Annotated in this window: 24 protein-coding genes and 1 pseudogene; 15 read left to right on the top strand and 10 right to left on the bottom strand. The window is 68.4% G+C overall.

The window, feature by feature from the left end:
* Positions 1-455 precede the first annotated feature (455 nt).
* Positions 456-818 carry an MmcQ/YjbR family DNA-binding protein gene (locus EV644_RS16695; RefSeq protein ID WP_132189183.1) on the top strand — a complete coding sequence of 121 codons (363 nt, stop codon included), beginning with the start codon at positions 456-458 and terminating at the stop codon, positions 816-818.
* A 344-nt stretch (positions 819-1162) separates the two neighbouring features.
* On the opposite strand, the gene EV644_RS16690 is transcribed toward EV644_RS16695, so the two are convergent.
* Complete coding sequence (locus EV644_RS16690; RefSeq protein ID WP_199239874.1) at positions 1163-1900, bottom strand: response regulator; 738 nt, start codon at positions 1898-1900, stop codon at positions 1163-1165.
* On the bottom strand, positions 1897-3276 hold the full coding sequence (locus tag EV644_RS16685) for a sensor histidine kinase (protein ID WP_241998257.1): 1380 nt from the start codon (positions 3274-3276) through the stop codon (positions 1897-1899). The genes EV644_RS16690 and EV644_RS16685 overlap by 4 nt, the downstream gene beginning before the upstream one ends.
* 180 nt (positions 3277-3456) lie before the next feature.
* Between EV644_RS16685 and EV644_RS16680 the strand changes: the two genes are divergently transcribed.
* From EV644_RS16680 to EV644_RS16670, 3 genes are all read left to right on the top strand, one after another.
* Positions 3457-4134 (top strand): M15 family metallopeptidase, encoded by a 678-nt coding sequence (locus tag EV644_RS16680; RefSeq protein WP_132189181.1) that lies wholly within the window; start codon positions 3457-3459, stop codon positions 4132-4134.
* Between the two features lie 27 nt (positions 4135-4161).
* Positions 4162-4539: a hypothetical protein gene (locus tag EV644_RS16675; RefSeq protein WP_241998255.1), complete on the top strand. Its 378-nt coding sequence runs from the start codon at positions 4162-4164 to the stop codon at positions 4537-4539.
* Between the two features lie 392 nt (positions 4540-4931).
* The gene (locus EV644_RS16670; protein ID WP_241998253.1) at positions 4932-5957 is read left to right on the top strand and encodes a LacI family DNA-binding transcriptional regulator; all 1026 of its coding nucleotides are present in this window, start codon (positions 4932-4934) and stop codon (positions 5955-5957) included.
* A gap of 29 nt (positions 5958-5986) precedes the next feature.
* Here EV644_RS16670 and EV644_RS16665 read toward each other — a convergent pair whose 3' ends face one another.
* Positions 5987-6376, bottom strand: a complete 390-nt coding sequence (locus tag EV644_RS16665; protein WP_132189179.1) for a pilus assembly protein CpaE — start codon at positions 6374-6376, stop codon at positions 5987-5989.
* Positions 6373-6660 (bottom strand): CysS/YqeB C-terminal domain-containing protein, encoded by a 288-nt coding sequence (locus tag EV644_RS45365; protein WP_199239855.1) that lies wholly within the window; start codon positions 6658-6660, stop codon positions 6373-6375. The genes EV644_RS16665 and EV644_RS45365 overlap by 4 nt, the downstream gene beginning before the upstream one ends.
* A 320-nt stretch (positions 6661-6980) precedes the next feature.
* On the opposite strand from EV644_RS45365, the pseudogene EV644_RS47190 reads away from it, so the two are divergent.
* The 3 genes and pseudogenes from EV644_RS47190 to EV644_RS16650 all read left to right on the top strand — a co-directional run.
* Positions 6981-7505: pseudogene (locus tag EV644_RS47190) on the top strand (ornithine cyclodeaminase family protein); the annotation flags it as partial.
* Between the two features lie 97 nt (positions 7506-7602).
* Positions 7603-8001: a hypothetical protein gene (locus EV644_RS47185; RefSeq protein WP_255511313.1), complete on the top strand. Its 399-nt coding sequence runs from the start codon at positions 7603-7605 to the stop codon at positions 7999-8001.
* A gap of 1 nt (position 8002) precedes the next feature.
* On the top strand, positions 8003-9418 hold the full coding sequence (locus EV644_RS16650) for an aromatic amino acid lyase (protein ID WP_132189178.1): 1416 nt from the start codon (positions 8003-8005) through the stop codon (positions 9416-9418).
* A 416-nt stretch (positions 9419-9834) separates the two neighbouring features.
* Here the strand turns inward: EV644_RS16650 and EV644_RS45360 are convergent, their stop codons facing one another.
* From EV644_RS45360 to EV644_RS16635, 3 genes are read right to left on the bottom strand one after another with little or no spacing between them, the layout of a single operon-like run.
* Positions 9835-9984: a hypothetical protein gene (locus EV644_RS45360; protein WP_199239854.1), complete on the bottom strand. Its 150-nt coding sequence runs from the start codon at positions 9982-9984 to the stop codon at positions 9835-9837.
* A complete protein-coding gene (locus EV644_RS16640) occupies positions 9978-11243 on the bottom strand; it encodes a glucarate dehydratase family protein (protein ID WP_132189177.1) in 1266 nt (421 codons plus the stop codon). Before EV644_RS16640 ends, EV644_RS45360 begins: the two co-directional genes overlap by 7 nt.
* Entirely contained in the window at positions 11240-12115 is an 876-nt protein-coding gene (locus EV644_RS16635; RefSeq protein WP_132189176.1) for a 5-dehydro-4-deoxyglucarate dehydratase, read from the bottom strand. The genes EV644_RS16640 and EV644_RS16635 overlap by 4 nt, the downstream gene beginning before the upstream one ends.
* A 203-nt stretch (positions 12116-12318) precedes the next feature.
* Here EV644_RS16635 and EV644_RS16630 point away from each other — a divergent pair, with 203 nt between their 5' ends.
* The 3 genes from EV644_RS16630 (at position 12319) to EV644_RS16620 (ending at position 14622) form a co-directional block, all read left to right on the top strand.
* The gene (locus EV644_RS16630) at positions 12319-13326 is read left to right on the top strand and encodes a LacI family DNA-binding transcriptional regulator (RefSeq protein ID WP_132189175.1); all 1008 of its coding nucleotides are present in this window, start codon (positions 12319-12321) and stop codon (positions 13324-13326) included.
* Between the two features lie 48 nt (positions 13327-13374).
* Positions 13375-14001 carry an FMN-binding negative transcriptional regulator gene (locus tag EV644_RS16625; RefSeq protein WP_132189174.1) on the top strand — a complete coding sequence of 209 codons (627 nt, stop codon included), beginning with the start codon at positions 13375-13377 and terminating at the stop codon, positions 13999-14001.
* 162 nt (positions 14002-14163) lie between these two features.
* Positions 14164-14622, top strand: coding sequence for a hypothetical protein (locus EV644_RS16620; protein ID WP_132189173.1), 459 nt, complete (start codon positions 14164-14166; stop codon positions 14620-14622).
* A gap of 6 nt (positions 14623-14628) precedes the next feature.
* On the opposite strand, the gene EV644_RS16615 is transcribed toward EV644_RS16620, so the two are convergent.
* The gene (locus tag EV644_RS16615) at positions 14629-14823 is read right to left on the bottom strand and encodes a hypothetical protein (RefSeq protein ID WP_132189172.1); all 195 of its coding nucleotides are present in this window, start codon (positions 14821-14823) and stop codon (positions 14629-14631) included.
* A 136-nt stretch (positions 14824-14959) separates the two neighbouring features.
* On the opposite strand from EV644_RS16615, the gene EV644_RS16610 reads away from it, so the two are divergent.
* From EV644_RS16610 to EV644_RS16600, 3 genes are read left to right on the top strand one after another with little or no spacing between them, the layout of a single operon-like run.
* Entirely contained in the window at positions 14960-15289 is a 330-nt protein-coding gene (locus EV644_RS16610) for an ArsR/SmtB family transcription factor (RefSeq protein ID WP_132189171.1), read from the top strand.
* Entirely contained in the window at positions 15286-15768 is a 483-nt protein-coding gene (locus tag EV644_RS16605) for an SRPBCC family protein (RefSeq protein WP_132189170.1), read from the top strand. Before EV644_RS16610 ends, EV644_RS16605 begins: the two co-directional genes overlap by 4 nt.
* Positions 15761-16351 (top strand): dihydrofolate reductase family protein, encoded by a 591-nt coding sequence (locus tag EV644_RS16600; protein ID WP_132189169.1) that lies wholly within the window; start codon positions 15761-15763, stop codon positions 16349-16351. Before EV644_RS16605 ends, EV644_RS16600 begins: the two co-directional genes overlap by 8 nt.
* On the opposite strand, the gene EV644_RS16595 is transcribed toward EV644_RS16600, so the two are convergent.
* Both EV644_RS16595 and EV644_RS16590 read right to left on the bottom strand, forming a co-directional pair.
* Positions 16352-17503, bottom strand: coding sequence for an NAD(P)/FAD-dependent oxidoreductase (locus tag EV644_RS16595; protein ID WP_132189168.1), 1152 nt, complete (start codon positions 17501-17503; stop codon positions 16352-16354).
* Complete coding sequence (locus EV644_RS16590; protein WP_241998251.1) at positions 17500-19044, bottom strand: aldehyde dehydrogenase family protein; 1545 nt, start codon at positions 19042-19044, stop codon at positions 17500-17502. The genes EV644_RS16595 and EV644_RS16590 overlap by 4 nt, the downstream gene beginning before the upstream one ends.
* Positions 19045-19440: 396 nt before the next feature.
* Here EV644_RS16590 and EV644_RS16585 point away from each other — a divergent pair, with 396 nt between their 5' ends.
* Together EV644_RS16585 and EV644_RS16580 are read left to right on the top strand one after the other, a co-directional pair.
* Positions 19441-20031 (top strand): hypothetical protein, encoded by a 591-nt coding sequence (locus EV644_RS16585; protein WP_199239853.1) that lies wholly within the window; start codon positions 19441-19443, stop codon positions 20029-20031.
* Between the two features lie 107 nt (positions 20032-20138).
* On the top strand, positions 20139-20621 hold the full coding sequence (locus EV644_RS16580) for a DnaJ family domain-containing protein (protein ID WP_132189167.1): 483 nt from the start codon (positions 20139-20141) through the stop codon (positions 20619-20621).
* Positions 20622-20666: the final 45 nt, after the last annotated feature.

Below are 20666 nucleotides of genomic sequence, written 5' to 3'. Positions count from 1 at the left end.
CGGTGCGTCGCTGACCATGCCGTTCGTGGCCGCGCTGATCGCCTCGCCGAGACTGGCGAAGCACTGCTGGCCGGTGCTGCCGAGCTGGCTGACACAATGTTGCGGACTATTTCCGGCCGCCCGTGCCGGCGGATTCGTTGCTACCACCCCAGAAATACCCAGTGCGGCAATTCCGAGGGCAGCGGATGCCTTTTGTCTGGTCATTCCCCTCATCTCCCGGATAACTCGTTCGAATCGCTCGATGACAATTCGTGACGCTAGCGGGGAGCGCTCTCATCCCGCAAAGGCCCAGCACGGCTGTCCGAGGCGTCGGCTCAGCAGAGGGTACCGATTTCCACTGTGATCACGGGGAAAATCGGAAAACACTGACAGCATCTGTCGTTGATGGGAGGTAAGGTCGCTGCGATCCGGCTGTGACATCCGGAACCGTTTGCGCAAATGGGAGGCTGACTGCGGTGGTCGATCTCGCGGATATCCGGGCGGCGACTGAAGGATTGCCGCGCAGTTATGAGGTGCTGGTCCGGGACCGGATCAAGTTCCGGGTCGGCCAGATCGTCTATCTCGCGGTCGCGCCGGATGAATTGTCCATGGGGATCGGTTTCCCGCGGGAGGAGCGGGACGCGATGATCGCCGCCCAGCCGGACAAGTTCTTCCGGCCTATTCCGTCGGACGAGCGGTACCAGTGGATCCGGGTGCACCTGGACGCCATCGACGTCGACGAACTCCGCGAACTCGTCCTCGACGCCTGGCGCATGTGTGTCCCCAAGAAGGTCGCCGCCGCCTACCTGGCGTCAACCGACCAGGATGCGCCTGGCTGACTCCGCAGAGCGATCACAGTCAGTACCGAAACAGGGGCCTAGGGCAACAATTGATGTTCCTCTCATCCCTGGGTATGAGAAGCAGCCCTCCCAATGGCGACCGGGGCCACGCGAAGACCGTCCTCGAGGCCGATGCCCGGAAGCTGTCCGCGCCGCACGCTTGAAGCATGACCGGAGACTTCCTACCCCGCCGCCGCCAGGCGTCGGTCCGCACCCAGCTCGTCACCGTCGTTCTCGTCGTCGCTGCCGCGACCGGGGCGGTCTATCTCGTCGTGAACCGCTGAATCAGCCCACATGTGGTGAGCGTCCGGTGCCACGCGCGGCCGATTTCGCAGTACCGTCGATCAGCCTTCCCAGCGGACCTCGGCTTCGCCCGGGCGGACGACGCCGGCCTCGTAGGCGACCACGACGGCCTGGACCCGGCTGGACAGCCCCAGCTTCGACAGCACGCTGCTGACGTGGGTCTTCACCGTCGTCTCGCTGACGAAGAGCTTCGCGGCGAGGTCACGGTTCGACAGCCCGCGTGCCATCCAGACGAGGATCTCCCGCTCGCGCTCGCTCAACTGCGCGAGCGGCCCGGTCCACCGCCCGGCGGCCGGCGTCGGTGCCTCCGCAGGCCCGTTGCCGACCTGCCGTTCCAGCTCGACGCAACGCTCGAGCAGCACGCGGGTAGATGCGGGATCGACCAGCGAATCGCCGCGGTGCACAGCCCGCACGGCCGACACCAGCAGATCCGGATCCGTGTCCTTCAACAGAAATCCTGACGCCCCGGCCCGGACCGCACTCAGTACATAGGCCTCGTCGTCGAATGTGGTCAGTACCAGTACCGCGGGCCGGTTGCTGCCGGACTCCTTGGCCGCGGCGGTGATCCGCTCGGTGGCGACGAGCCCGTCCATCACCGGCATCCGGATGTCCATCAGCACCACGTCCGGGTCGTACTGCTCGATCAGCCGGAGCGCCTCCTCGCCGTCGCCGGCCTGCGCGACCGTGGTCAGGTCCGGCTCGTGGTCGAGGATCATCGCGAGCCCCATCCGGATCACGCCCTGGTCGTCGGCCACCAGGACCCGGATCTGTTCCGTCACCTCTGCGGCGGCAACCATGCCTGCACTCTCCATCCACCCAGTGGTCCGGCGGCGACGGTCAAGGTGCCGCCGCTCGCGTGCGCGCGCTCGCGCATTCCGATCAGTCCGTTGCCGCGGCCGCTCTCGTTGCGCCGCGCTGTCTCCAGCACGTTCACCGGCGGTGGTCCGCCGCTGCCGTTGTCGTCGATCGTCAGCAGTTCACCCTGCGCCCCACTCTGCCAAGTGACATGAGCCGCGGTCGCCTTCGCATGCACCATCACGTTGGTCAACGCCTCCTGGATGATCCGTACCGCGGTCAGATCCGTGGCGGACGTGAGTTGCCGAGTGCGGGTGGGCAGGGTCATCGTCACGTCCACGCCGACCGCCTTCAACCGGTCACCCATCCGCGCGACGTCAGGCAGCCCTGGTACCGGGGCTGTCTCCGCGCCGATGCCGGGTGGCGTCGCGTTGTTCAGGACGCGCACGGTCTCCCGCATCGCCGTCAGCGCTTCCTTGCCACTGGCAGCGATCCAGCGGACGGCCTCGCGCAGCGCGGCCGGATTCTGGTCCGCGACGCGGTCCGCGGCCTGGGCCCTGATCACCACCGCGCTCATGTGGTGCGAGACCACGTCGTGCAGGTCACGGGCGATCCGGGTCCGCTCGGCGTTGGCGATCCGCTCGGCCTCGATCGCGCGCAGCCGCACCAGGGCGGCGTTGCGCTGCTCGAGCACCAGCAGGCTCTTGCGGTGCCGCAGCGAGTTCGCGCCGAGCAGCACCATGCCGCAGATCAACGCCTCGGCGAAGACGAAGAGGGACACGTCGATGTAGCTGTAGAGGCTGGAAAGGTCGGTCGGCAGATTCCGGTAGCGCTCGCCGTACCGGGTGATGTTCGGAGGGCTGTAGCTCAGCACGATCGCGACGACGGTGGGCAGGCCGATCATCAGGGCAGCCAGGCTGCCCATGGTGAAGAAGAGACAAGCCAGCCTTCGGACTCCGCTCGAGGCCGCCAGGTATCCGACCACCAGCAGCGGCACGAGATGCAGCTCGGACTGCAGGGCGGCGTCGCTGATCGCGGGCGCCCGGAAGATCGTCAGGCCGAGCTGCTCGGCCAGCCCGGTCCCCGCCGACGCGTACAGCAGGGGATAGAGCAGCGAGACCAGGACGAGCGTCGTCCGGGGAATCGTCCGGACCAGGGCCACGGTCAGGACCAGGAAGATCCCGGTGACGACGGAGACGCTCGGGTTCGCCGGGCGCAGGCCGCTGTTGTTGATCAGCGCCAGGCCGGAGAACCAGACGATGCCGATGAGTGCCGCCAGCAGCAGATCCTGCTGCGCAGACGGCATCCGGCGCCAGAGGGCCCACACCCTCAGCGCCCCGTCGGCGAATCTGCTTGACACTGCACTAGCTCAGCGTAGTCGCGTGTGAGAATAGGCGGCTCGTGCGCCCGAACGGGCCGTCTCTCCAACTTTCGGAGGAGGCGAGGCGTCCGACCCCCTACCCAGGTCCGACTTCCGGCCGTCCGAGACGGTCCCTGGGACCGATGTGGCGAACCCCGCCGACCCGAGAGGCTGTACCCCATGAGCAACCACCTGCCGCCCCGCCGCACCGTCCCGGTGCGAGCCTGGTTGCTGTCCGTGACGGGTCTGGCCGTGGTCGCCTCGCTCGTGATGTGGCATGCCCAGCTCGTCGACCTGCTCGATTTCGACACCTCCGCCGACAAGCGGCCGGTGGTCGCGAGCGGGCCGGGTGGTTCGCCGCCGCCCGTGGTCGAGGTCAGCAAGAGCACGCCGCCTCCGGTGAAGCCCTCCAAAACGCCGGCCCGGAAGCCGACGAAGACGCCGACCAGGTTTTCGTCCGGCTACAGCGAGGAGGACATCGACGGGCTGTCGCTGAAGCTGCGGACCCGCCTGCAGAAGGCGATCACCGCGGCGAAGGCCGACGGAGTGCGGATCAGCATCACGTCGGCGCGGCGTAGTGCCGCCAAGCAGACGCGACTGCTGCGGGAAGCCATCGCGAAGTACGGCTCGTACAAAGCGGCCACCCGCTGGGTGCTGCCGCCCGAGCAGTCCGCACACGTCCAGGGCAAGGCGGTCGACATCGGCCCGCAGGCGGCGATGGTCTGGCTGAACAAGAACGGCTGGCGCTACGGCGTCTGTCGCCGCTACGACAACGAGCCCTGGCACTTCGAGGCGCTCACCACGCCGGGCAACCGATGCCCGGCCCGTGAACCACACGCGGTCGCCAAGGCCGACTGACCCACCACCGAATCAGGAGCGCAACTGATGACGACATATGCCCAGCCGACCATCCGGCGATCCACCGGCCACCGCCACGTCGTACCGGCTCTGTGGCGTCAGGTGGTCCGCGGCGCGTCGAAGACAGCCGAACCGGCGCACGCCGAGCCGGACCGCTCGGCCTTCACCCAACTGGAGATCTACGACGGCATCCTCGCGGCCATCGACCACCGCGCCGAGGTCCTCGACGTGATCGCCACCTCCCTGGACCGCGAGAGCTCCATCCGCAGCCTGCGCGACCTGTTGGAGATCACACATCTCCAGGCCACCGCGATCCTCGACCTCCCGCTGGACCGCTTCACGGCTGCATCGCGCGACCGCATCGCCCACCGAGCCACCGAACTCCGCGCCGCCCTAACCCACTGACCGCGCCCGCCCACCGGGCGGACGCCCACCCGGGTAGTACCAGCGAATCACCTTCAACAGAACAGGAGGACGTGCCACCGGCCGGCCGGGAACGGGTGAGAGCTGAGGGGCCAAACCCGACCCCGGCCGGCCCCCGCCGTCCAGACCCCCACCCCGGTCGTCCGCCGTACCCCGGGCTGGGTCGCCCCGAAGTACCTCATGCCAGTTCTCTGGCGAGATCCGCTGGATCTCGGGGATCCTTGGTGCCTATCTCAGAAGCGTTCTGCGTCTGCCATGCCTTCAGTGCGGTTGGGTCGAGTGGCGTCCTCGGTCGAGCCATCGGGCCGGTGGGCGAGCGCCATTTCGCGCAATCTGTCGGAGGTCTGTAGGAGAATCCTGGTCGGGAGGTCATCGTGTCGAAGGCGGTCGCTGGTGGGCGGGCAACTCTTGCGATGGTTGCCGCCGCGGCCGGTGTGTCGACGCCGACGGTGTCGAAGGTGCTGCATGGGCGCCCGGATGTGGCAGCCGCGACCCGTGCGCGGGTCGAGCAGGCCCTGGCGGACTGCGGATATGTCCCGCCGCAGAACCAGGAGCGCAGGCGGGTCCACACCGTCAATCTGGTCTGCGACGATCTGCTCGCCCCGTACACCTCCGAGGTGCTGCGTGGCGTCACCAAGGCGGCGAACCTGGAGGAGATGGACGTCGTCGTGGCGCTCCTCCAGGATGTGGCCGGATCGACCCCGCAGGCCTGGACGAGGCGACTCCGCGCCGCCGGGCACGAAGGCATCATCGTGGTGGCCTGCGAGTTGACGGACGCTCAGCTCACTGCCCTCGACCGGGCGCGGATGCCGCTGGTGGCAATCGATCCGTTGAGCCTTCCCTCGGTCGAGGTGGCCAGTGTCGGGTCGACCAACGCGGCTGGGGGCGTCGATGCGACCGAGTATCTGGTCGGTCTGGGCCATCGGAGAATCGCCTTCGTCGGCGGACCGGTGACGTCGACCTGCGGACAAGCGCGGCTGCACGGCTACCTTGCCGCGATGAGCAATGCCCGTCTGCCCGTCGACACGGACCTGGTGTCGCACGGTCCGTTCGTCACCCCCACCGGTCTCGCCGAGGGACAACGCCTGCTCGGGCTGGACGAGCCACCCACGGCTGTCATCGTGGGGAACGACTCGATCGCCATCGGAGTGATCGAGGCCGCCCGGCAACGCGGGCTCGCCGTACCGGCGGACCTGAGCGTCGTCGGCTTCGACGACACCTATCTCGCCGAATCGTCGACTCCACCGCTGACCACGGTCCGCCAGCCCCTGCAAGAGATGGGCGCCTTCGCCTTCCGCACACTGCTCCGCGTCCGCGACGGCGAACCACCGGGCGCCCGCCACACAGAGTTGGCCACTCAGTTGGTGATCCGAAGCTCCACCGCCCGGCCCGCCACCTGACCGCAGTGACAGCCTCAAGCTGCTGAAGGTCAGCCGTTGAGGAGGTGGAGGAGGGCGTTGGCGTAGGCCTGTTCGGCGTCCGGGGCCGGGAAGGTGCTGTCGTCCGTGAGGCGGATCGTGTAGCCGCCGGGCGTTGCTTCCAGGGCCTGGAAGTGGGTGCCCAGGAGGTTGCGGAGCTGGTCTTCGCGCGGGAGCCAGATGACTTCGCGCTGCTCGATGCTGTCGAGCGCCCACTCGGTGGTGCCGTTGAACCCGATCACCTTGCCGCCGGGGTAGTCGTGCACCTCGACGGTCATGTCGCTGACCACGAACACGTCATCGTCCATGTCGCGGTCCGGTACCACGAACCGGTCCCCGGCTCCCGGTACCCAGAGAGCTCCGGCTTTGCGTAGTCGTTTCGCCTGCTCAACCGTGATCACACTTCCATCCTGCCCATCGCGGGCAAACGTTTCACCTCCACCGCGCGCCCGCCCACAGAGCGAGACAGGGACCACCGGGGTGCGGCGTCCTGAGGGTGCGGGTCAGGGGTGGTCGGGCACCAGTACTGGCGTTTGTCCTCGTCACGGACGGTGTAGCCGAGTTTGGCGCCCTCTTCGCGGAGTTCGCGGACGTCGGGCTTGCCCTTGTCGCCGAGGGCGAAGGCCTTCGAGCGCGCCTTCAGGGCGGCGTTGACCGCAGGCGGGAGTTCGGGGTCGTCCTCCACCCAGCGGCGGGAACTTGTCGGCGCGCAAGGTGGCGACCAGCTCGGCGCCGGGAACCGCCTCGCGCTTGGCGAAGACCGGCTTTCCGTCCGGGGCGCGGTGGTTGACGATGATCTCCGCCACCGCGACCAGCCGGGACTGGTTGTCGCGCAGGTAGGCGAGCCGGGAGCGGATGTACGCCGCCAGCCGGGCTCATCGGTCAGACGCTGAGACACTCTGGAGCCTCGCGCGACCACCCTGACACCATGCAAAGGAGGCACCGGAGCAGAGGACCCCGACGACGACCGGGAACGACGACCAGGCCGACGAGAGGAAGAACTGGATGGCGGACAGGGACGGGATCTGGCTGCGGTTCTTGTCAGGACCGGAGATCGATTCGCTCGGGCTGACCCGGACCGAGCTCGTCGACGCGGTCGAGGAAGCGGTGCGGGACCACGGTGAGGGCGAGACCAGCTTCGAGCCGCGGGTGCACCTGATGCCGGACAACGGTGGGATCGGGCACTTCAACGTCCTGCGCGGCCACCTGAACCGGCTCGGCGAGAACGGCGTCAGCGGTGTGAAGGTGGTCGGCGACTTCGTGCCGAACTACCAGGTCGGCCTGCCGAGCGAGCTCGCGATGGCGACCCTGTTCGACCCGACCACCGGCGTCCCGCTGGCCGTCCTGGACGCGACCATGATCACCGCGGCGCGCACCGGCGCGATGACGACGGTCGGCGCCCGGTACCTCGCCCGCCCGGACAGCAAGATCCTCGCGCACGCCGGCGCACGCGGTACGGCGTGGTGGAACGTCACCATGCTCGACGATCTCCTCGATCTCGACGAGATCCGGGTGACGTCGCGCCGGCCCGAGTCCCGGGAGAGGTTCGCGGCGGAACTCTCCGCGGAGTTGTCCACGCCGGTCCGGGTGGGTCGCCACCGCGGAGGAGGCCTTCGACGGCGCCGATGTGATCGTCGAAGCGACCCGGCTGACCGAGCCGGAACCACTCCTGCGTACTGCGGCCGTCCGCCCCGGCGCCTTCGTCGTCCCCTACGGCACGGTGAGCGCGGTCGAACTGGACCTGCTGGACGTGATGGACAAGGTGGTCGTCGACGACTGGCGCGAGGCGCAGTCCGGGCGGTTCGGCGCGCTCCGCCGGCACGTCGACTCCGGCCGACTCTCACCCGAGACCCTGTACGCCGAACTCGGCCAGATCGTCGCCGGACAGAAGCCGGGACGCGAGAAGGATGCCGAGCGCATCCTCTTCTGGCACCGCGGGTTGTCCCTGCTCGACGTCGCCATAGCGCACCTGATCCTCCGGCGCGCCGAGGCCGCGGACGTCGGCACGATGCTGAGATTCCACTGACATGCTGATCGACCGCGCCGAAGACCTTGGCCCCCGGCAACTGATCGATACCGAGCCGCTCGAACTCTCCCGCAGCCTCCTGGACCGCCTCGCCACCACCCGGTACGCCGTACTCGGTGCTCTGCGCACCGGTGATCCCGTCTACGGCGTGAACACCGGGATGGGGGCCATGAGCAAGCGTCGGCTCACCGACGAGGAGCAGCGGGTCCACCAACGCAATCTCCTGCTCGGACGAGCTGCGGGCGGACCGCCGTGGTTGCCGCCCGACGAGGCTCGTGCCGTCGTGGTCGCGCGCCTGAGGACCTTCCTGACTGGCGATGCGGGTGTCTCGCCCGAGCTCTGCTTGCAGCTGGTGGCTCTGCTCAACAGTGGACTGGTGCCCGCGATCCCGGTCGGCGGTGCGGGCTCGGCCGGCGAGATCATCCCGCTGGCCCACGCTTTCGGCCCGCTCGTCGGCATCGGCTCGATTCTTCAAGCAGACGGGACGATCGGGCACGCCGACGGCGTGTTGCCACCCTTCGAGCTGGGTCCAAAGGAAGGGATCTCGCTGCTCGCCGGTATCCCCGGCGCCACCGGTAGAGCGTGGCTGCAGGTCGGGCGCGCGCGACGGCTCGCGGACCACCTGAGTTTGGTTGCCGCTGGCTCCATCGCGGTGATCGGAGCGAATCGCGACCCGTACAACCCCTCGTGTGGCAGGGGAGACAACCTGCTGACGGCTGAACTGGAGCGGATTCTGCGGCTCGCCGGACCGGAGGATGAGCCTCGGTCATTGCAAGCGCCAGTGTCGTTCCGAGTCGCGGGACAGGTCATCTCGCATGTCAGGCGGTCCGTTGCGCGTCTCGACGAGGCGGTGGAGCGCGCGTTGGCGGGTGTGACGGATTCGCCTGCATTTCTTGAGGAAACCTTCATCGGAACAGCAGGATTCCACGGCATCGACCTGGCCGCCCACTGCGATCAACTGGTCGCTGCGCTGACTCATGCGGCCGAGGTGTCGACGGCCCGGATCCATCGGCTGCTCGATCCTGCCGTCACCGGACTATCTGCACAGTTGGCGCACGATCCCGGTCCGCAGGCGGGGCTGGTGACTGTGCACAAACGAGCCGTTGCCACCGTCCACTACTTGCGCCGTCTGGCGTTGCCTTCGGCAATCGGTGCGCTCGAGACCTCAAACGGGCAAGAGGATGTGCAGAGCTTCTCGTGGGAGGCCGTCGGCGTGTTGGGTGAGGCGGTGCGGCTGACGCGTGAGGTCGCCGCGTGTGAATTGCTCGCGGTCTACCAGGCCTTCACGCTGTCGAAAAGGCCTGTGCCGCAAGGGTTACGGGACTTTCTCGGCTCCGTGGCGGACGTCGTACCGGCGATCGATGCCGACCGGCCGTTCGGTGTAGATGTGGGCCGGTTGCTCGACACCGTGCTCTGAACGGGGATGGACAGCGATGAGCACCGAGCAGGAACTGGAAAGGCCATCGGCAAGGACGTCTACGACGTGGAGGGCCAGAAGGTCGGGACCGCGGCCAACCCCGGACCTCGCCCGGCCGCATGTGCCACCAGTTCCGGATAGTAGAAAATCGCCCAACTCAGCCAAAGATCGGGAGCAAGCCTGGCAGCGGCAAATGGACAACAGGTCCCGCGCACAAGCCGACAGATCGGCGCCGGAGGTCTTCTCATGCTGGCTCAAATGCTCGAACCCGAGCCAGCCGCAGGCCTCAAGCACCAGAGCAGGGATGTCGTAGAGCTCAACGATCTCCCGCACGAGCGTCAACGCGTACTCCCGTACGCCCGGTTGCGCCGGGCACAACGCATAGCCGAAGCGCTCGCCGAAGGCGTTCCGCACCGTCAGATCCGGCGCGGACCACCCGAGCAACGAAGAGTGAGGTACGCCGCCTGCAGGGTGACCGTGTCGACGCCGAGCTCGGCGAAGCGAGCAGCCGCGGTCGGATCGCCGACCAAGTCCCGGGTGTAAGCGAAGGCGCCGTGCCTCACCATCGGGGGATCACCGGGTCCCAGCCCGGCTGCACCGCCCGCATCGGCGTGATGTCGTCCCGGGTGTCGAACCCGCACTTGTCGTACTGCTCGGCCAACCTGGCCAGAGAGTCCAGGTCCAGGTCGACACCGAGCCCAGACGCCGAGGGCACCCGCACAGCTCCGTCGATGAACTCCAGCACCCCTTCCTGTACTACGTCCTCGACGAGGTACGGGTAGTGCGTGTCGCAGTCGTAGGTGAGCTCTGGAGTCGCTCCGGCCAGGTGGGTCATAGCCGCCAGGCTGATGCCGAGGTGCGAGTTCGAATGCATCGACAGGCCGATCCCGAAGGTCCGGCAGATCGCGGCCAGTTCGCGCGAGCGACGCAGCCCACCCCAGAAGTGGTGGTCCGAGAGCACCACCTGGACGGCATCGACCTTCACGGCGGGCGGGATGTGGCTGAAGGCGGTCACGCACATGTTGGTTGCCAGCGGCATCGATACTTCGCGGGCCACCGCGGCCATTCCGTCGATCCCGCCGGTCGGATCCTCGAGGTACTCCAGCACGCCGTCGAGCTTCTTGCCCACGGCGATGCTGCTCTCCACCGTCCAGCCGGCATTGGGGTCGAGGCGCAACGGATGCTCGGGGAAGGCGTCACGGAGCGCGAGGATCGCGTCAGCCTCCTCGGACGGCGGGAGCACGCCGCCCTTGAGCTTGAGCGACTTGAAGCCATAGCCGTCGACCATCCGGCGCGCCTGCGCAACGATGCCCTCGGCATCCATCGCCTCGCCCCAGCGATCCGGTTCGTACCCCGGGTCGGGGTTGTGCACGGACGGCTTGAAGAAGAGGTACCCGCTGTACGGCACGGTGTCGCGGACCTTGCCGCCGAGCAGTTCCACCACCGGCCGTCCGAGAGCGCGACCCTGCAGATCCCAGCAGGCGACCTCGAAGGCCGACAGCACCGTGGCCAGGGTCTTCTCGTCACTCGCCTCGCCGACCAGGCCGTGGGTCGCCCTTCCTGCCGTTGCACCGAGGGTCTCGCGGATGATCCGCTCGAGGCCGTTCAGGTCGAACGGATCCAGGCCGGTCAGCCGCGGCGCCACCTTCCGCAGCGCGGACAGGATCGCCAGGTCGCCGTAGGTCTCACCCAGGCCGGTCAGCCCTTCGTCGGTGCCGACCTGCAGGATCGAGCGGAGCGCGTACGGCTGGTGGATGCCCTGGATGTTGCGCAGCGGCGGGTCCTTCATCGCGATCGGGGTGATGACGACGTCGGTGATCTTCATGCGGTTTCCTTCCGGACGAGAGTCAGGCCGTTCTCGAGGATCTGGTCCAGCTCCTCCAGGTGCTCCGGCAGCGGGTCGGTGAGCGGCGACCGGACGGAGCCGACGTCGGTCCAGCGCTTCCGGACGGCCGCCTTCACCAGCGAGACGGCATACCCCGCACCCTTGTCCCGCAACTTGACCAGCGGCAGGTAGAACTCCGGCAGCAACTCGTCCAGCCCGGCCTCGTAGGCGTGTGCGATCTCCGGCGCGAAGCAGTGCACCGCCGACGAATACGCCCGTACTCCGATCGCGGCGTACGAGCGAGCCGTCACCTCAGCCGTCGGGAGCCCGTTGAAATAGGTGAGTTCGGGGGCCGCCGCCATCATCCGCTGGAGGAGATCGAGGTCGCCCAGACCGTCCTTGAAGCCGACCACTCCCGGGATCCGGGCGAGTTCGGCGACGCTGTCCGCGGTGAAGATCGCGTTGTCGCGCTGGTACGCGATCAACGGCAGCCCCGCAGTCGCGGCGAGTCCGCGGAAGTGGTCGAGCAATCCCTGCTGCGAGGGCTTGATCAGGTACGGCGGCAACACCAGCAGCCCGTCCGCCCCGGCTTCCCGTGCGGCCGCCGCGAACTGCCGGGCCATCGCGGTGCCGTAGCCGGTGCCCGCGAACACGGGCAACGCTCCCGCGGCCTCCTGTACTGCGGCGCGCACCGCGGCGGCGTACTCGTCGAGCGTGAGCGAGAAGAACTCCCCGGTCCCGCAGCAGGCGAAGATCGCCGCCGGGCCGGCGTCGATCTGGTGGCGCAGGTGCTCGCGGTACGGGCCGAGCGCGAGGGCGCCGTCGGCGTCGAAGGCGGTCACGGGGAAGGAGGAAAGACGGTCCAACTGCATCGGCGGCACCTCACTGGCGACGGATCGGTAAGCGCTTGCCAAGAGACCCTAGTCGTCGAGCGGAGGTCCGGCAAGAGGTCGCCTGAAAGCGATTTCACGACCAGCGCGCCGTTCTCCGATCATTGAGTCAGTCGTGGGATCTTGCAGCCGGGCGAGGTTTGCGCCACTCTGTGCAAACGCTTTCTGAGGATTGGGAGGAGTGCGTGCAGAACCGGCCGGGTCGATCCCTTCGCGTCACGATCAACGACGTCAGCACGGCGGCCGGCGTCTCCGCGGCGACGGTGTCCCGGGTCCTGAACGGCACCGCGAAGGTCGACTCGTCGCTCGTCGACCGGGTGCACGACGCCGTCCGCGATCTCGGCTATCGCCCGAACGCCGCCGCCCAGGGACTTGCCCGGGGTGAATGGGGGACGATCGGCGTGCTCGTGCCGGACCTCGCGAACCCCTATTTCCCCGAGGTGCTCAAGGCGGTCTCGGCCGTCACCCGGGCGCACGGCCGCCGGATGATGGTGATGGAGTCCGACGAGGATCCCGCCGTCGAGCACGACCTGGTCGAGGATCTGATGCGCTGCTGTGACGGCGTGCTGCTCTGCTCGCCGAGGATGCCGCGCGCCGAACTGGCCGAACTGGTCTCGCGCAAGCACCCGATGGTGCTGTTCAACCGGGTCGTCCCGGGGTTCGCCGTACCGTCGATCTCGGTCGACTTCCACAGCGGGATGACCCAGGTCTGCGGGCATCTCGCCCAGCTCGGACACCGGCGCGCGGCGTACCTGAGTGGGCCGTCCGCCTCCTGGGCGAACGCCGAGCGCATCCGTGCCTTCGAGGCCGCCCGCGCCTTCGGTCTCGAGGTGACCGTCGTCGACTGTGGAGCCACCAGCCGGGCCGGGTACGACGTTGTCGCCGGCGTGCTGGAATCCGGCGTGACGGCGATCCTGACCTACAACGACCTCGTCGCGTTCGGGGCGTTGTCGAAGCTGCGCGAACAGGGGGTCGAGGTGCCCAAGGAGGTCTCGGTGATCGGCTTCGACGACATCTCGCTCGACCGGGTCGCGCACTCGAACCTCACCACGGTCTCGGTACCGCGCGACGAACTCGGCCGTCGGGCCGGCGAGATCCTCGAGCGGCTCCTGGTCAACGGCTACGACGAGGACCCGCTCTACCTGCCGATGACCCTGCACGTCCGCGACACCAGCGGTCCACCCCGCAGTTGATCGGCAAATAGCTACTGGCTGCCGCTGGCGGCGGCGAGAATGGTGGGTATGTACGTACCGAAGCACTTCGCGGCCGACGAAGACGTAGTACGGGATCTGCTCGTGAACCATGGGGCGGGGAACCTGGTCACAAACACAGGCGATGGCCTGCTCGCGACGTTGCTTCCCTTTATTTACGACCCGGCTGTCGGTGAACTCGGCGCCTTGCTCGGGCATGTCGCGCGGAACAACGAGCAGTGGAAAGCTCCCGCGCTCGGTGAATCGCTGGCCATCGTGGCCGGTCCCGACGTGTACATCAGTCCCTCGGCCTATGCGGCGAAGGCCGAACACGGCCGCGTCGTACCGACCTGGAACTACGTGACCGCCCACGTTTACGGGCAGCTCGTCGTCCACGACGATGCTGCCTGGCTCGAGGATGTCGTTCGCAGGTTGACGACCAAGCACGAAGCGGCCTTCGAGGAGCAGTGGTCGGTGGATGACGCGCCGGCCGCCTTCGTCGCCGGTCAGCTGCGCGCGATCGTCGGGCTCGAGCTCGTCATCACCCGGATCGAGGCGAAGGCGAAAATGAGCCAGAACCGGTCGGAAGCCGATGTCGACGGCGTGATCGCCTCGCTCGAGGCGCGGGATGAGCTGGTGTCGGCCGATGCCGTCCGGGCGGCGAATCGCAGGAGCTGAAGGCGACACGCCGAAGCGGGAGTAGCTTTTCCGTCTCTTGTGTCGTTGGGCTTCGTGCAGGGCGGTCGATCGTGCCCGTGCGGCTGACCCGTCCGGCCCTGTTCGTGCACTCGCCCGATCCATTAGCCTGGATCGGGTTTTCGTCGGCGACGTGGAGGATTCGTGAAGCGGTTCGTAGTACCGCCGAGCTGGCCCACGCCGCCCCGCCGCAACTGGATGCCGCCGAAGACCTGGCGTCCAGATGCTTCCTGGCCGCCCGCGCCCGACGACTGGAAGTTCTGGGTCGACGGCAAGGGCAATGCGGTCCGCGGACCCGTCGGCCGGTACGGCGGACCTTCGCAGCGGATGGTGTTCGCCGGAGCCGGCGGCCTGGTGCTGTTCCTCGCGGTGAACCTCTGGGCGATCTCCGCGATCGGCTTGTTCGGCGGGGACGACCCGAAAGACCAGGCAGCTCCGGTGCTCGACGACAGTAGTTCGACGCCGTCGGTCACGGCGACCCCGACGGTGCCGTCGATGACCACCGCGGTGCCTTCGCCGCCGCCGTCGGTGCAGAAGATGACGGTCAGGCCGACGCCCACGCCCGACCAAGACGAAGACGACGCGGAAGGCCGAGGAGACTGAGGAGCGTCAGCCGACGCCCACCAACACGTCGACCCGGACCGTGCGCCCGCCCCGGCCGACGCCGTCGCGTCGGCCGACCCGCGAGGAGATCCTCGCGGAGTACTGCGCCAAGCACGACTTGGACACGAAGTGGTGCGATCCGGACAACTGGCCGTCCGACCCGCCCCGCAACCGTCCCTGATCAGCACTGACCGCAGTCACAGCGACAGAAGCTCCGGACGCCTTCCGCGTCCGGAGCTTCTGGCTTCCCGGACCTTGGACCACCACGGGCCTCTTGACAGCCGCGAGGTGTCCCAGCAATATATAACCTATCTGTTTCAGAACGAAGAGGTTATGAATGGCTGTCGATCAACTCAGTGAGGTGTTCAGCGCCCTCGCCGATCCGACCCGGCGGGCGATCCTGCGCCGGCTCACGGACGGGGACGCGACCGTCGCCGAGCTGGCCGCGCCGTTCAGCGTCTCCCAGCCGGCCATCTCCCGGCACCTGAAGGTGCTCGAGCAGGCCGGCCTGATCTCCCGGAGCCGGCGGGCCACAGCGCGGCTGAGTCACCTGGAGGCGGAGCCGTTGCGCGAGGCGGTCGGCTGGCTGATGGACTACCGCGCCTACTGGTCGGCCAGCTACGACCGCCTCGACGGACTGCTCGACGAACTGAAGGACGAATCATGAAGGTGATCGCCGAACTGGGCCTGCCGCAGGTCATCATCACGCGGGAGTTCGCCGCGCCGCGCGAACTGCTCTTCCGGGCCTACACCGAGCCGGAGTTGCTGGCCCGCTGGCTCGGCCCGGACTCGTTGACCCTGACCGTCAACCAGCTCGACGTGCGGCACGGTGGCCGCTGGCGCTGGACCCATTACGACGCGGACGGCAAGGGCTACGTCTTCCACGGCCTGTATCACGGGACGCCGTCGCCCGAGCGGATCGTGCAGACCTACGAGTTCGGCGAGCGGCCCGGGCACGTCTACCTGAACACGATCACCTTCGAAGAACACGACGGGACGACGACGCTGCGCCAGAACACGGTGTTCCAGACGGTCGAGGAGCGCGACGATTACGTCCGCGCCGACATGGAGACCGGGATCCGTGCCTCGATGGCGAAGCTCGACGATCTGGTGACCCGACTGGCCAAGGAGGCCCGACATGCGTGAGTTGAGTGTCGACATGTTCAGCACCGTCGACGGGTACGGCGGCGGCGGCCCGCAGTCGGCGCCGTACTGGGGCTACGGTGCGCCCGGTCTGTACGACTGGGTCAACCAGCAGCTCGCCCAGGACCACGTCATGCTGATGGGAGCGACGACGTACCGGGAGATGTCCGAGATCGTCGCGACCGATGCCGACCCGAGCTTCGACCGGATGGCGGAACTTCCGAAGCTCGTCTTCTCGAAGACGTTGATCCCGCCGCTGAGCTGGGCGAACACCACGATCATCGAGGAGCCGGTCGAAACCGCTGTGCCCGCGTTGAAGGCAATGGACGACGGTCTCCCGATGCGCACCATCGGCAGCCCGTCTCTCATCCGCAGCCTTTTCCAGCTCGACCTGGTCGACAGGCTCCGGATCATGGTCTTCCCGACGATCCACGGCACCAGTGGTGAGGGCCCGGTCTTCACCGACCTGCCCGACGTCACCCTGGACCTGGTCGGCACCACCGTCCTCGACGACCGTCTCGTGCTGCTGGACTACCGCGTCGGCGAGCGGCTTGAGCCTCGAACGGACGATCAAGCAGGTCAGTGATCAGACGATGTTCTGCTCGGCTCGTTGGCTCGAGGTACGGAAGCGGTTGGCGTCCAAGGGGGAGACGTCGATGAAGGGCGCCCGGCCCAGGTAGAGGTCCCGGAGGATCTCGCCGATGGCAGGGCCCTGGAGGAAGCCGTGGCCGGAAAAGCCCGTGGCGTAGAGGAAGCGGCTGATGCTGTCGGCCTCGCCGATCAGGGCGTTGTGGTCGGGAGTGTTCTCGTAGAGGCCGGCCCAGCCACTCGCCAGGCCGACGTCCAGCAGCGAAGGAGCACGCTGTTCCATCGCGGCGGTGAGGCGAGGGAGCCAGGCTTCCGTGGGAGACAGGTGGTAGCCGGGTTCCTCCTCCGGGTCGGACAGGCCGACCAGGAGGCCGGGGCCTTCGCGGTGGAAGTAGAACGTGCTGCTGAAGTCGATCGTCATCGGCAGGTCGCGGGGCAGATCGGGGATCGCCTCGGTCACCACGATCTGCCGGCGCAGCGGCGTCACCGGCAGCTCGACGCCGGCCATCGCCGCGAGCGGTGCCGACCAGGCTCCGGCCGCGCAGATCACCGTCGACGTCGCGACCCGGCCACGCCGCGTCCGGACCCCGCGGATCTCGTTGCCAACGGCATCGATCCCGGTGACCTCGCACCCGGTGACCAGCGTCGCGCCGAGCCTCCGTGCGGCCGTGGCATACCCCAGTACGACGGACTCCGGCGTACAGTGCCCGTCGTTCGGGGAGAAGCAGGCGGCAATCAGGCCGTCGGGCGACAGCAGTGGGGCGAGCCGGACCGCCTCGGAGACCTCCAGCATCCGGGTCGGTTGCCCGGCCGCGTTCTGCAGCCGGGTGCTCTCCTCGAACAGCGCCACCTGTTCGTCGGACGACAGCAGGAACAGGTAGCCCACCCGATGCAGGTCGATCTCCTGCCCCGGGCGTTCGCCGAAGCGGGCGAACGCCTCCAGGCTGCGAGCGCCGAGCGCGATGTTCAGCTCGTCGGAGAAGTTCGCCCGGACGCCGCCCGCCGCCTTCGAGGTCGAACCCGAACCGAGCTCGTTCCGCTCCAGCAGCAGGATGTCCGTGACGCCGGCCTCGGCGAGGTGGAAGGCGATGCTCGTGCCCATCACCCCGCCGCCGACGATCACCACCTCGGCGCGCTCGGGCAGAGTCACGGCAGTAGGAAGTTGTAGTCCGCCTCGACGGTCACGGTATCCATCTGCGCCTTCTGCAGCTTGCCCGAGTAGTCCCAGTTGAGCGACTGCCACCGGGTGAACTGGTCGAGCACCCAGATGCCACTCTGCCGCGAGCCATTGCCGGACTTGCCGTTCCCGCCGAACGGCAGGTGTGCCTCGGCGCCGGAGGTCGAGTTGTTCACGCTGACCATGCCGGCCGAGATCCCCTGCGCGAACCGGAACGCCTTGTTCGGGTCGGTCGTGTAGATCGAGCTGGACAGCCCGTACCCCGACTTGTTGCCGAGGGCAATCGCCTCGTCGAGGGTGGTGTAGCTGGTGATCCCGACGACCGGGCCGAACGTCTCGTTCAGGAACAGCTCGTCGTCGGACCGGACGCCGTCCACGATCACCGGGTGGTAGAACAGCCCGGCGGCGGGATCACCGACGAAACCGTCGCGCGGGCTGTCTGCGGAGACCCGGCCGGTCGCGCCGATCACGGTGTGGTGCGCCGCGATCCAGCCCAGCGACTTCTCGAAGCCGGCCGCGAACTTCTCGTCCAGCAGCGGCCCGAACAGCACGTCCTGGGTCGGGTCGCCCATCGCCGCCGAGGCCACCGCCGCGCTGAACCGCCGGACGAACTCGTCGTGCACCGACTCCTGCACGATCACCGTTCCCAGCGACGTGCACCGCTGACCCGCAGTACCGAAGCCGGAGAACAGGGCGCCTTCGACGGCCAGGTCGAGGTCGGCGTCCTCGGTGATCACCATCGGGTTCTTGCCGCCGAGCTCGAGGCACGGGGTCTGCAGGTGGCGGCCGCAGAGCTCGCCGATCCGGCTGCCGACCTCGCTCGACCCGGTGAACCCGACCTTGTCGATCAGCCCGGCTGCCAGCGCCTGCTCGAGCCCGGCGAACGTGTCGGGCCCGTCGGCGTACACGAGGTTGAAGACGCCCGCCGGTACGCCGGAGTGCGCGAAGATCTGGTAGAACGCGTCGGACACGACCGCGGAGTACTCCGCCGGCTTCCAGACCACGGTGTTGCCGCAGAGCAGTGCCGGCACGATGTACCAGGAGGGCACCGCGACCGGGAAGTTGCCGGCCGAGATCACCGCGACGGCGCCGACCGGGCGGCGGAAGGTGAACAGTTGCTTGTCGGGCATCTCCGACGGCACCGTCTGGCCGTAGAGCCGGCGGCCCTCGCCGATGAAGAAGTCGCAGGTGTCGATGATCTCCTGCACCTCGCCGAGCGCCTCCGCCAGCGGCTTGCCGATCTCGCGGGTGACGAGCGCGGCCAGCCGGTCCTTGTTCGCCGTCATCAGCCGGCCGACGTTCGCGATCACCTGGCCACGCTGCGGGGCCGGCAGCGCCGCCCAACCGGCCTGCGCCTCTCGCGCGGCCCGGGCAGCCTGGACGAACACGTCCGGCCCGGCGACGCCGATGGTGCCGACCACGTCGGCGGTGTTCGCCGGGTTGGTGGACGGCGTGGTGCGGACCGGATCCGGGACCCGCTCTCCGGCGACGACGGACAAGATGGCAGACGACACAGGTGGGTCCTCTCACTCAGAACTACGGTCCAGCCAGCCTCCGCTATCCACCCCACCCCTGCCAACCCACCCGCGCGCCGCCCCACCCCAACAGACCACACCCCCACCCGCCCCGCGCGCACCCACCCGCCCCGCGCGCACCCACCCGCCCCGCGCGCACCCACCCGCCCCGCGCGCATCCGCACCCGCCCCGCCCCGCGCGCATCCGCACCCGCCCCGCCCCGCGCGCATCCGCACCCACCCCCACCCGCGCGCATCCCCGTCCCACCCCCGCGCTCATCTCCACCCCTCCCCGCGGGAGATCCCCCGCCTGTCTCGTGGAGCACCCCGCCACGGCGAGCGCAGTACTGCGGGGCGGTGGCGGGGGTTGGTTGGTGAGGCGTGTGAGCATGCAGTGTGAGCGGTTTACGGCTGTCCGATGAAGAGATCGCGGCGATGACTCCAGCCGAGCGGCGGGACTTGATCCTGCGGCTGGCCCCGGTGCCGGCGGGGCTGTTGCCGGCACCGCGGACGATGGAGCGGATCCGCAGGTGGCGGCTGGCGTTGATGCTGGCCTGTGTGGCCGCGCTGATCCCGTGGACCGTCTACCTGGCGATCACCCTGCCCAGCCACTACGAGGCACGGAACTGGGTCGCCACCTGGGTCGGGTTCGACGTGATCCTGCTGGCAATGCTCGTCGCGACCGCGGTGTTCGGCTGGCGGCGACGGCTGTTGCTCTTCCCGGCCGCCTTCGCCTCAGGTGTCCTGCTCGTCTGCGACGCGTGGTTCGACGTCCTGACCAGCCAGCGGGGCGCCGACCTGGTCCAGGCCCTGCTCACCGCGTTCCTGGGGGAGCTCCCGCTCGCCTTCATCCTGATCGCCGGCCCGCTGCGGCTGCTCCGGTATGTCGCGATCCGCAACGGCCTGGTGGGGGCCGACGTGCCGATGTGGCGGATGCCGATCCCGATGCCGGAGCTCTGGCCGCAGCGCAGAATTCCTCCCGGTTGATCTTGTGATTGCATTCACAAACGGTAGAATGGTGGTCCGCTGGGAACGGCGGTCGCCTGATCGGCGGTGTACAGCAACCATGTCGCAGTGACTGGGAGGGCGTACAGATGACGGAGCGCAAACCGCCCGGGATGAAGACCGAGGACTGGGTCGAGGCGCAGATCAAGCGGGCCCAGAACCAGGGCGAGTTCGACAACCTGGCCGGTGCGGGCAAGCCGATCCCGAAGCTGGGTGAGGCGCACGACCCGGACTGGTGGGTGAAGGACTTCATCCGCCGGGAGCAGATCGAGACCGACGCGCTGCTGCCGGTGTCCGTGCAGTTGCGCAAGGAGAAGGAACAGATCCCGGACAAGCTGCGCAAGATGCGCCGCGAGAGCGAGGTCCGGGACTACCTGCAGGACCTGAACAAGCGCATCCTGATCCAGATCCGCGACGCCACCGGAGCAGTCGTCCCGGTCGGCACCGTCGACGAGGAGGCCCTCGTCGAAAAGTGGCTGCTGGACCGCCCACCCGCAAACACGCGCCCTGCCGAGCCGGAGCAGCCTCCTTCCGCCAGGCGCTCCCTGTGGCAACGCCTGTTCGGCGCCTGACCGTCCTCTTCGGCCGGCCACGCGAGCAAGCTCGCAGAAGTGGCC

This window comes from Kribbella orskensis (genome assembly GCF_004342085.1).
Classification (GTDB): domain Bacteria; phylum Actinomycetota; class Actinomycetes; order Propionibacteriales; family Kribbellaceae; genus Kribbella; species Kribbella orskensis.
The sequence above is the reverse complement of the archived record's forward strand: the minus strand, read 5'-3'. Positions and strand labels throughout refer to the sequence as shown.

What these genes read in the sequence shown, in the direction of transcription:
- EV644_RS16680 (WP_132189181.1), top strand. Translation starts at nt 3,457, where the DNA reads ATGAGCAACCACCTGCCGCCCCGCCGCACCGTCCCGGTGCGAGCCTGG.
- EV644_RS16675 (WP_241998255.1), top strand. Translation starts at nt 4,162, where the DNA reads ATGACGACATATGCCCAGCCGACCATCCGGCGATCCACCGGCCACCGC.
- EV644_RS16650 (WP_132189178.1), top strand. Translation starts at nt 8,003, where the DNA reads ATGCTGATCGACCGCGCCGAAGACCTTGGCCCCCGGCAACTGATCGAT.
- EV644_RS45360 (WP_199239854.1), bottom strand. Translation starts at nt 9,984, where the DNA reads ATGGTGAGGCACGGCGCCTTCGCTTACACCCGGGACTTGGTCGGCGAT.
- EV644_RS16640 (WP_132189177.1), bottom strand. Translation starts at nt 11,243, where the DNA reads ATGAAGATCACCGACGTCGTCATCACCCCGATCGCGATGAAGGACCCG.
- EV644_RS16635 (WP_132189176.1), bottom strand. Translation starts at nt 12,115, where the DNA reads ATGCAGTTGGACCGTCTTTCCTCCTTCCCCGTGACCGCCTTCGACGCC.
- EV644_RS16625 (WP_132189174.1), top strand. Translation starts at nt 13,375, where the DNA reads ATGTACGTACCGAAGCACTTCGCGGCCGACGAAGACGTAGTACGGGAT.
- EV644_RS16610 (WP_132189171.1), top strand. Translation starts at nt 14,960, where the DNA reads ATGGCTGTCGATCAACTCAGTGAGGTGTTCAGCGCCCTCGCCGATCCG.
- EV644_RS16605 (WP_132189170.1), top strand. Translation starts at nt 15,286, where the DNA reads ATGAAGGTGATCGCCGAACTGGGCCTGCCGCAGGTCATCATCACGCGG.
- EV644_RS16600 (WP_132189169.1), top strand. Translation starts at nt 15,761, where the DNA reads ATGCGTGAGTTGAGTGTCGACATGTTCAGCACCGTCGACGGGTACGGC.
- EV644_RS16580 (WP_132189167.1), top strand. Translation starts at nt 20,139, where the DNA reads ATGACGGAGCGCAAACCGCCCGGGATGAAGACCGAGGACTGGGTCGAG.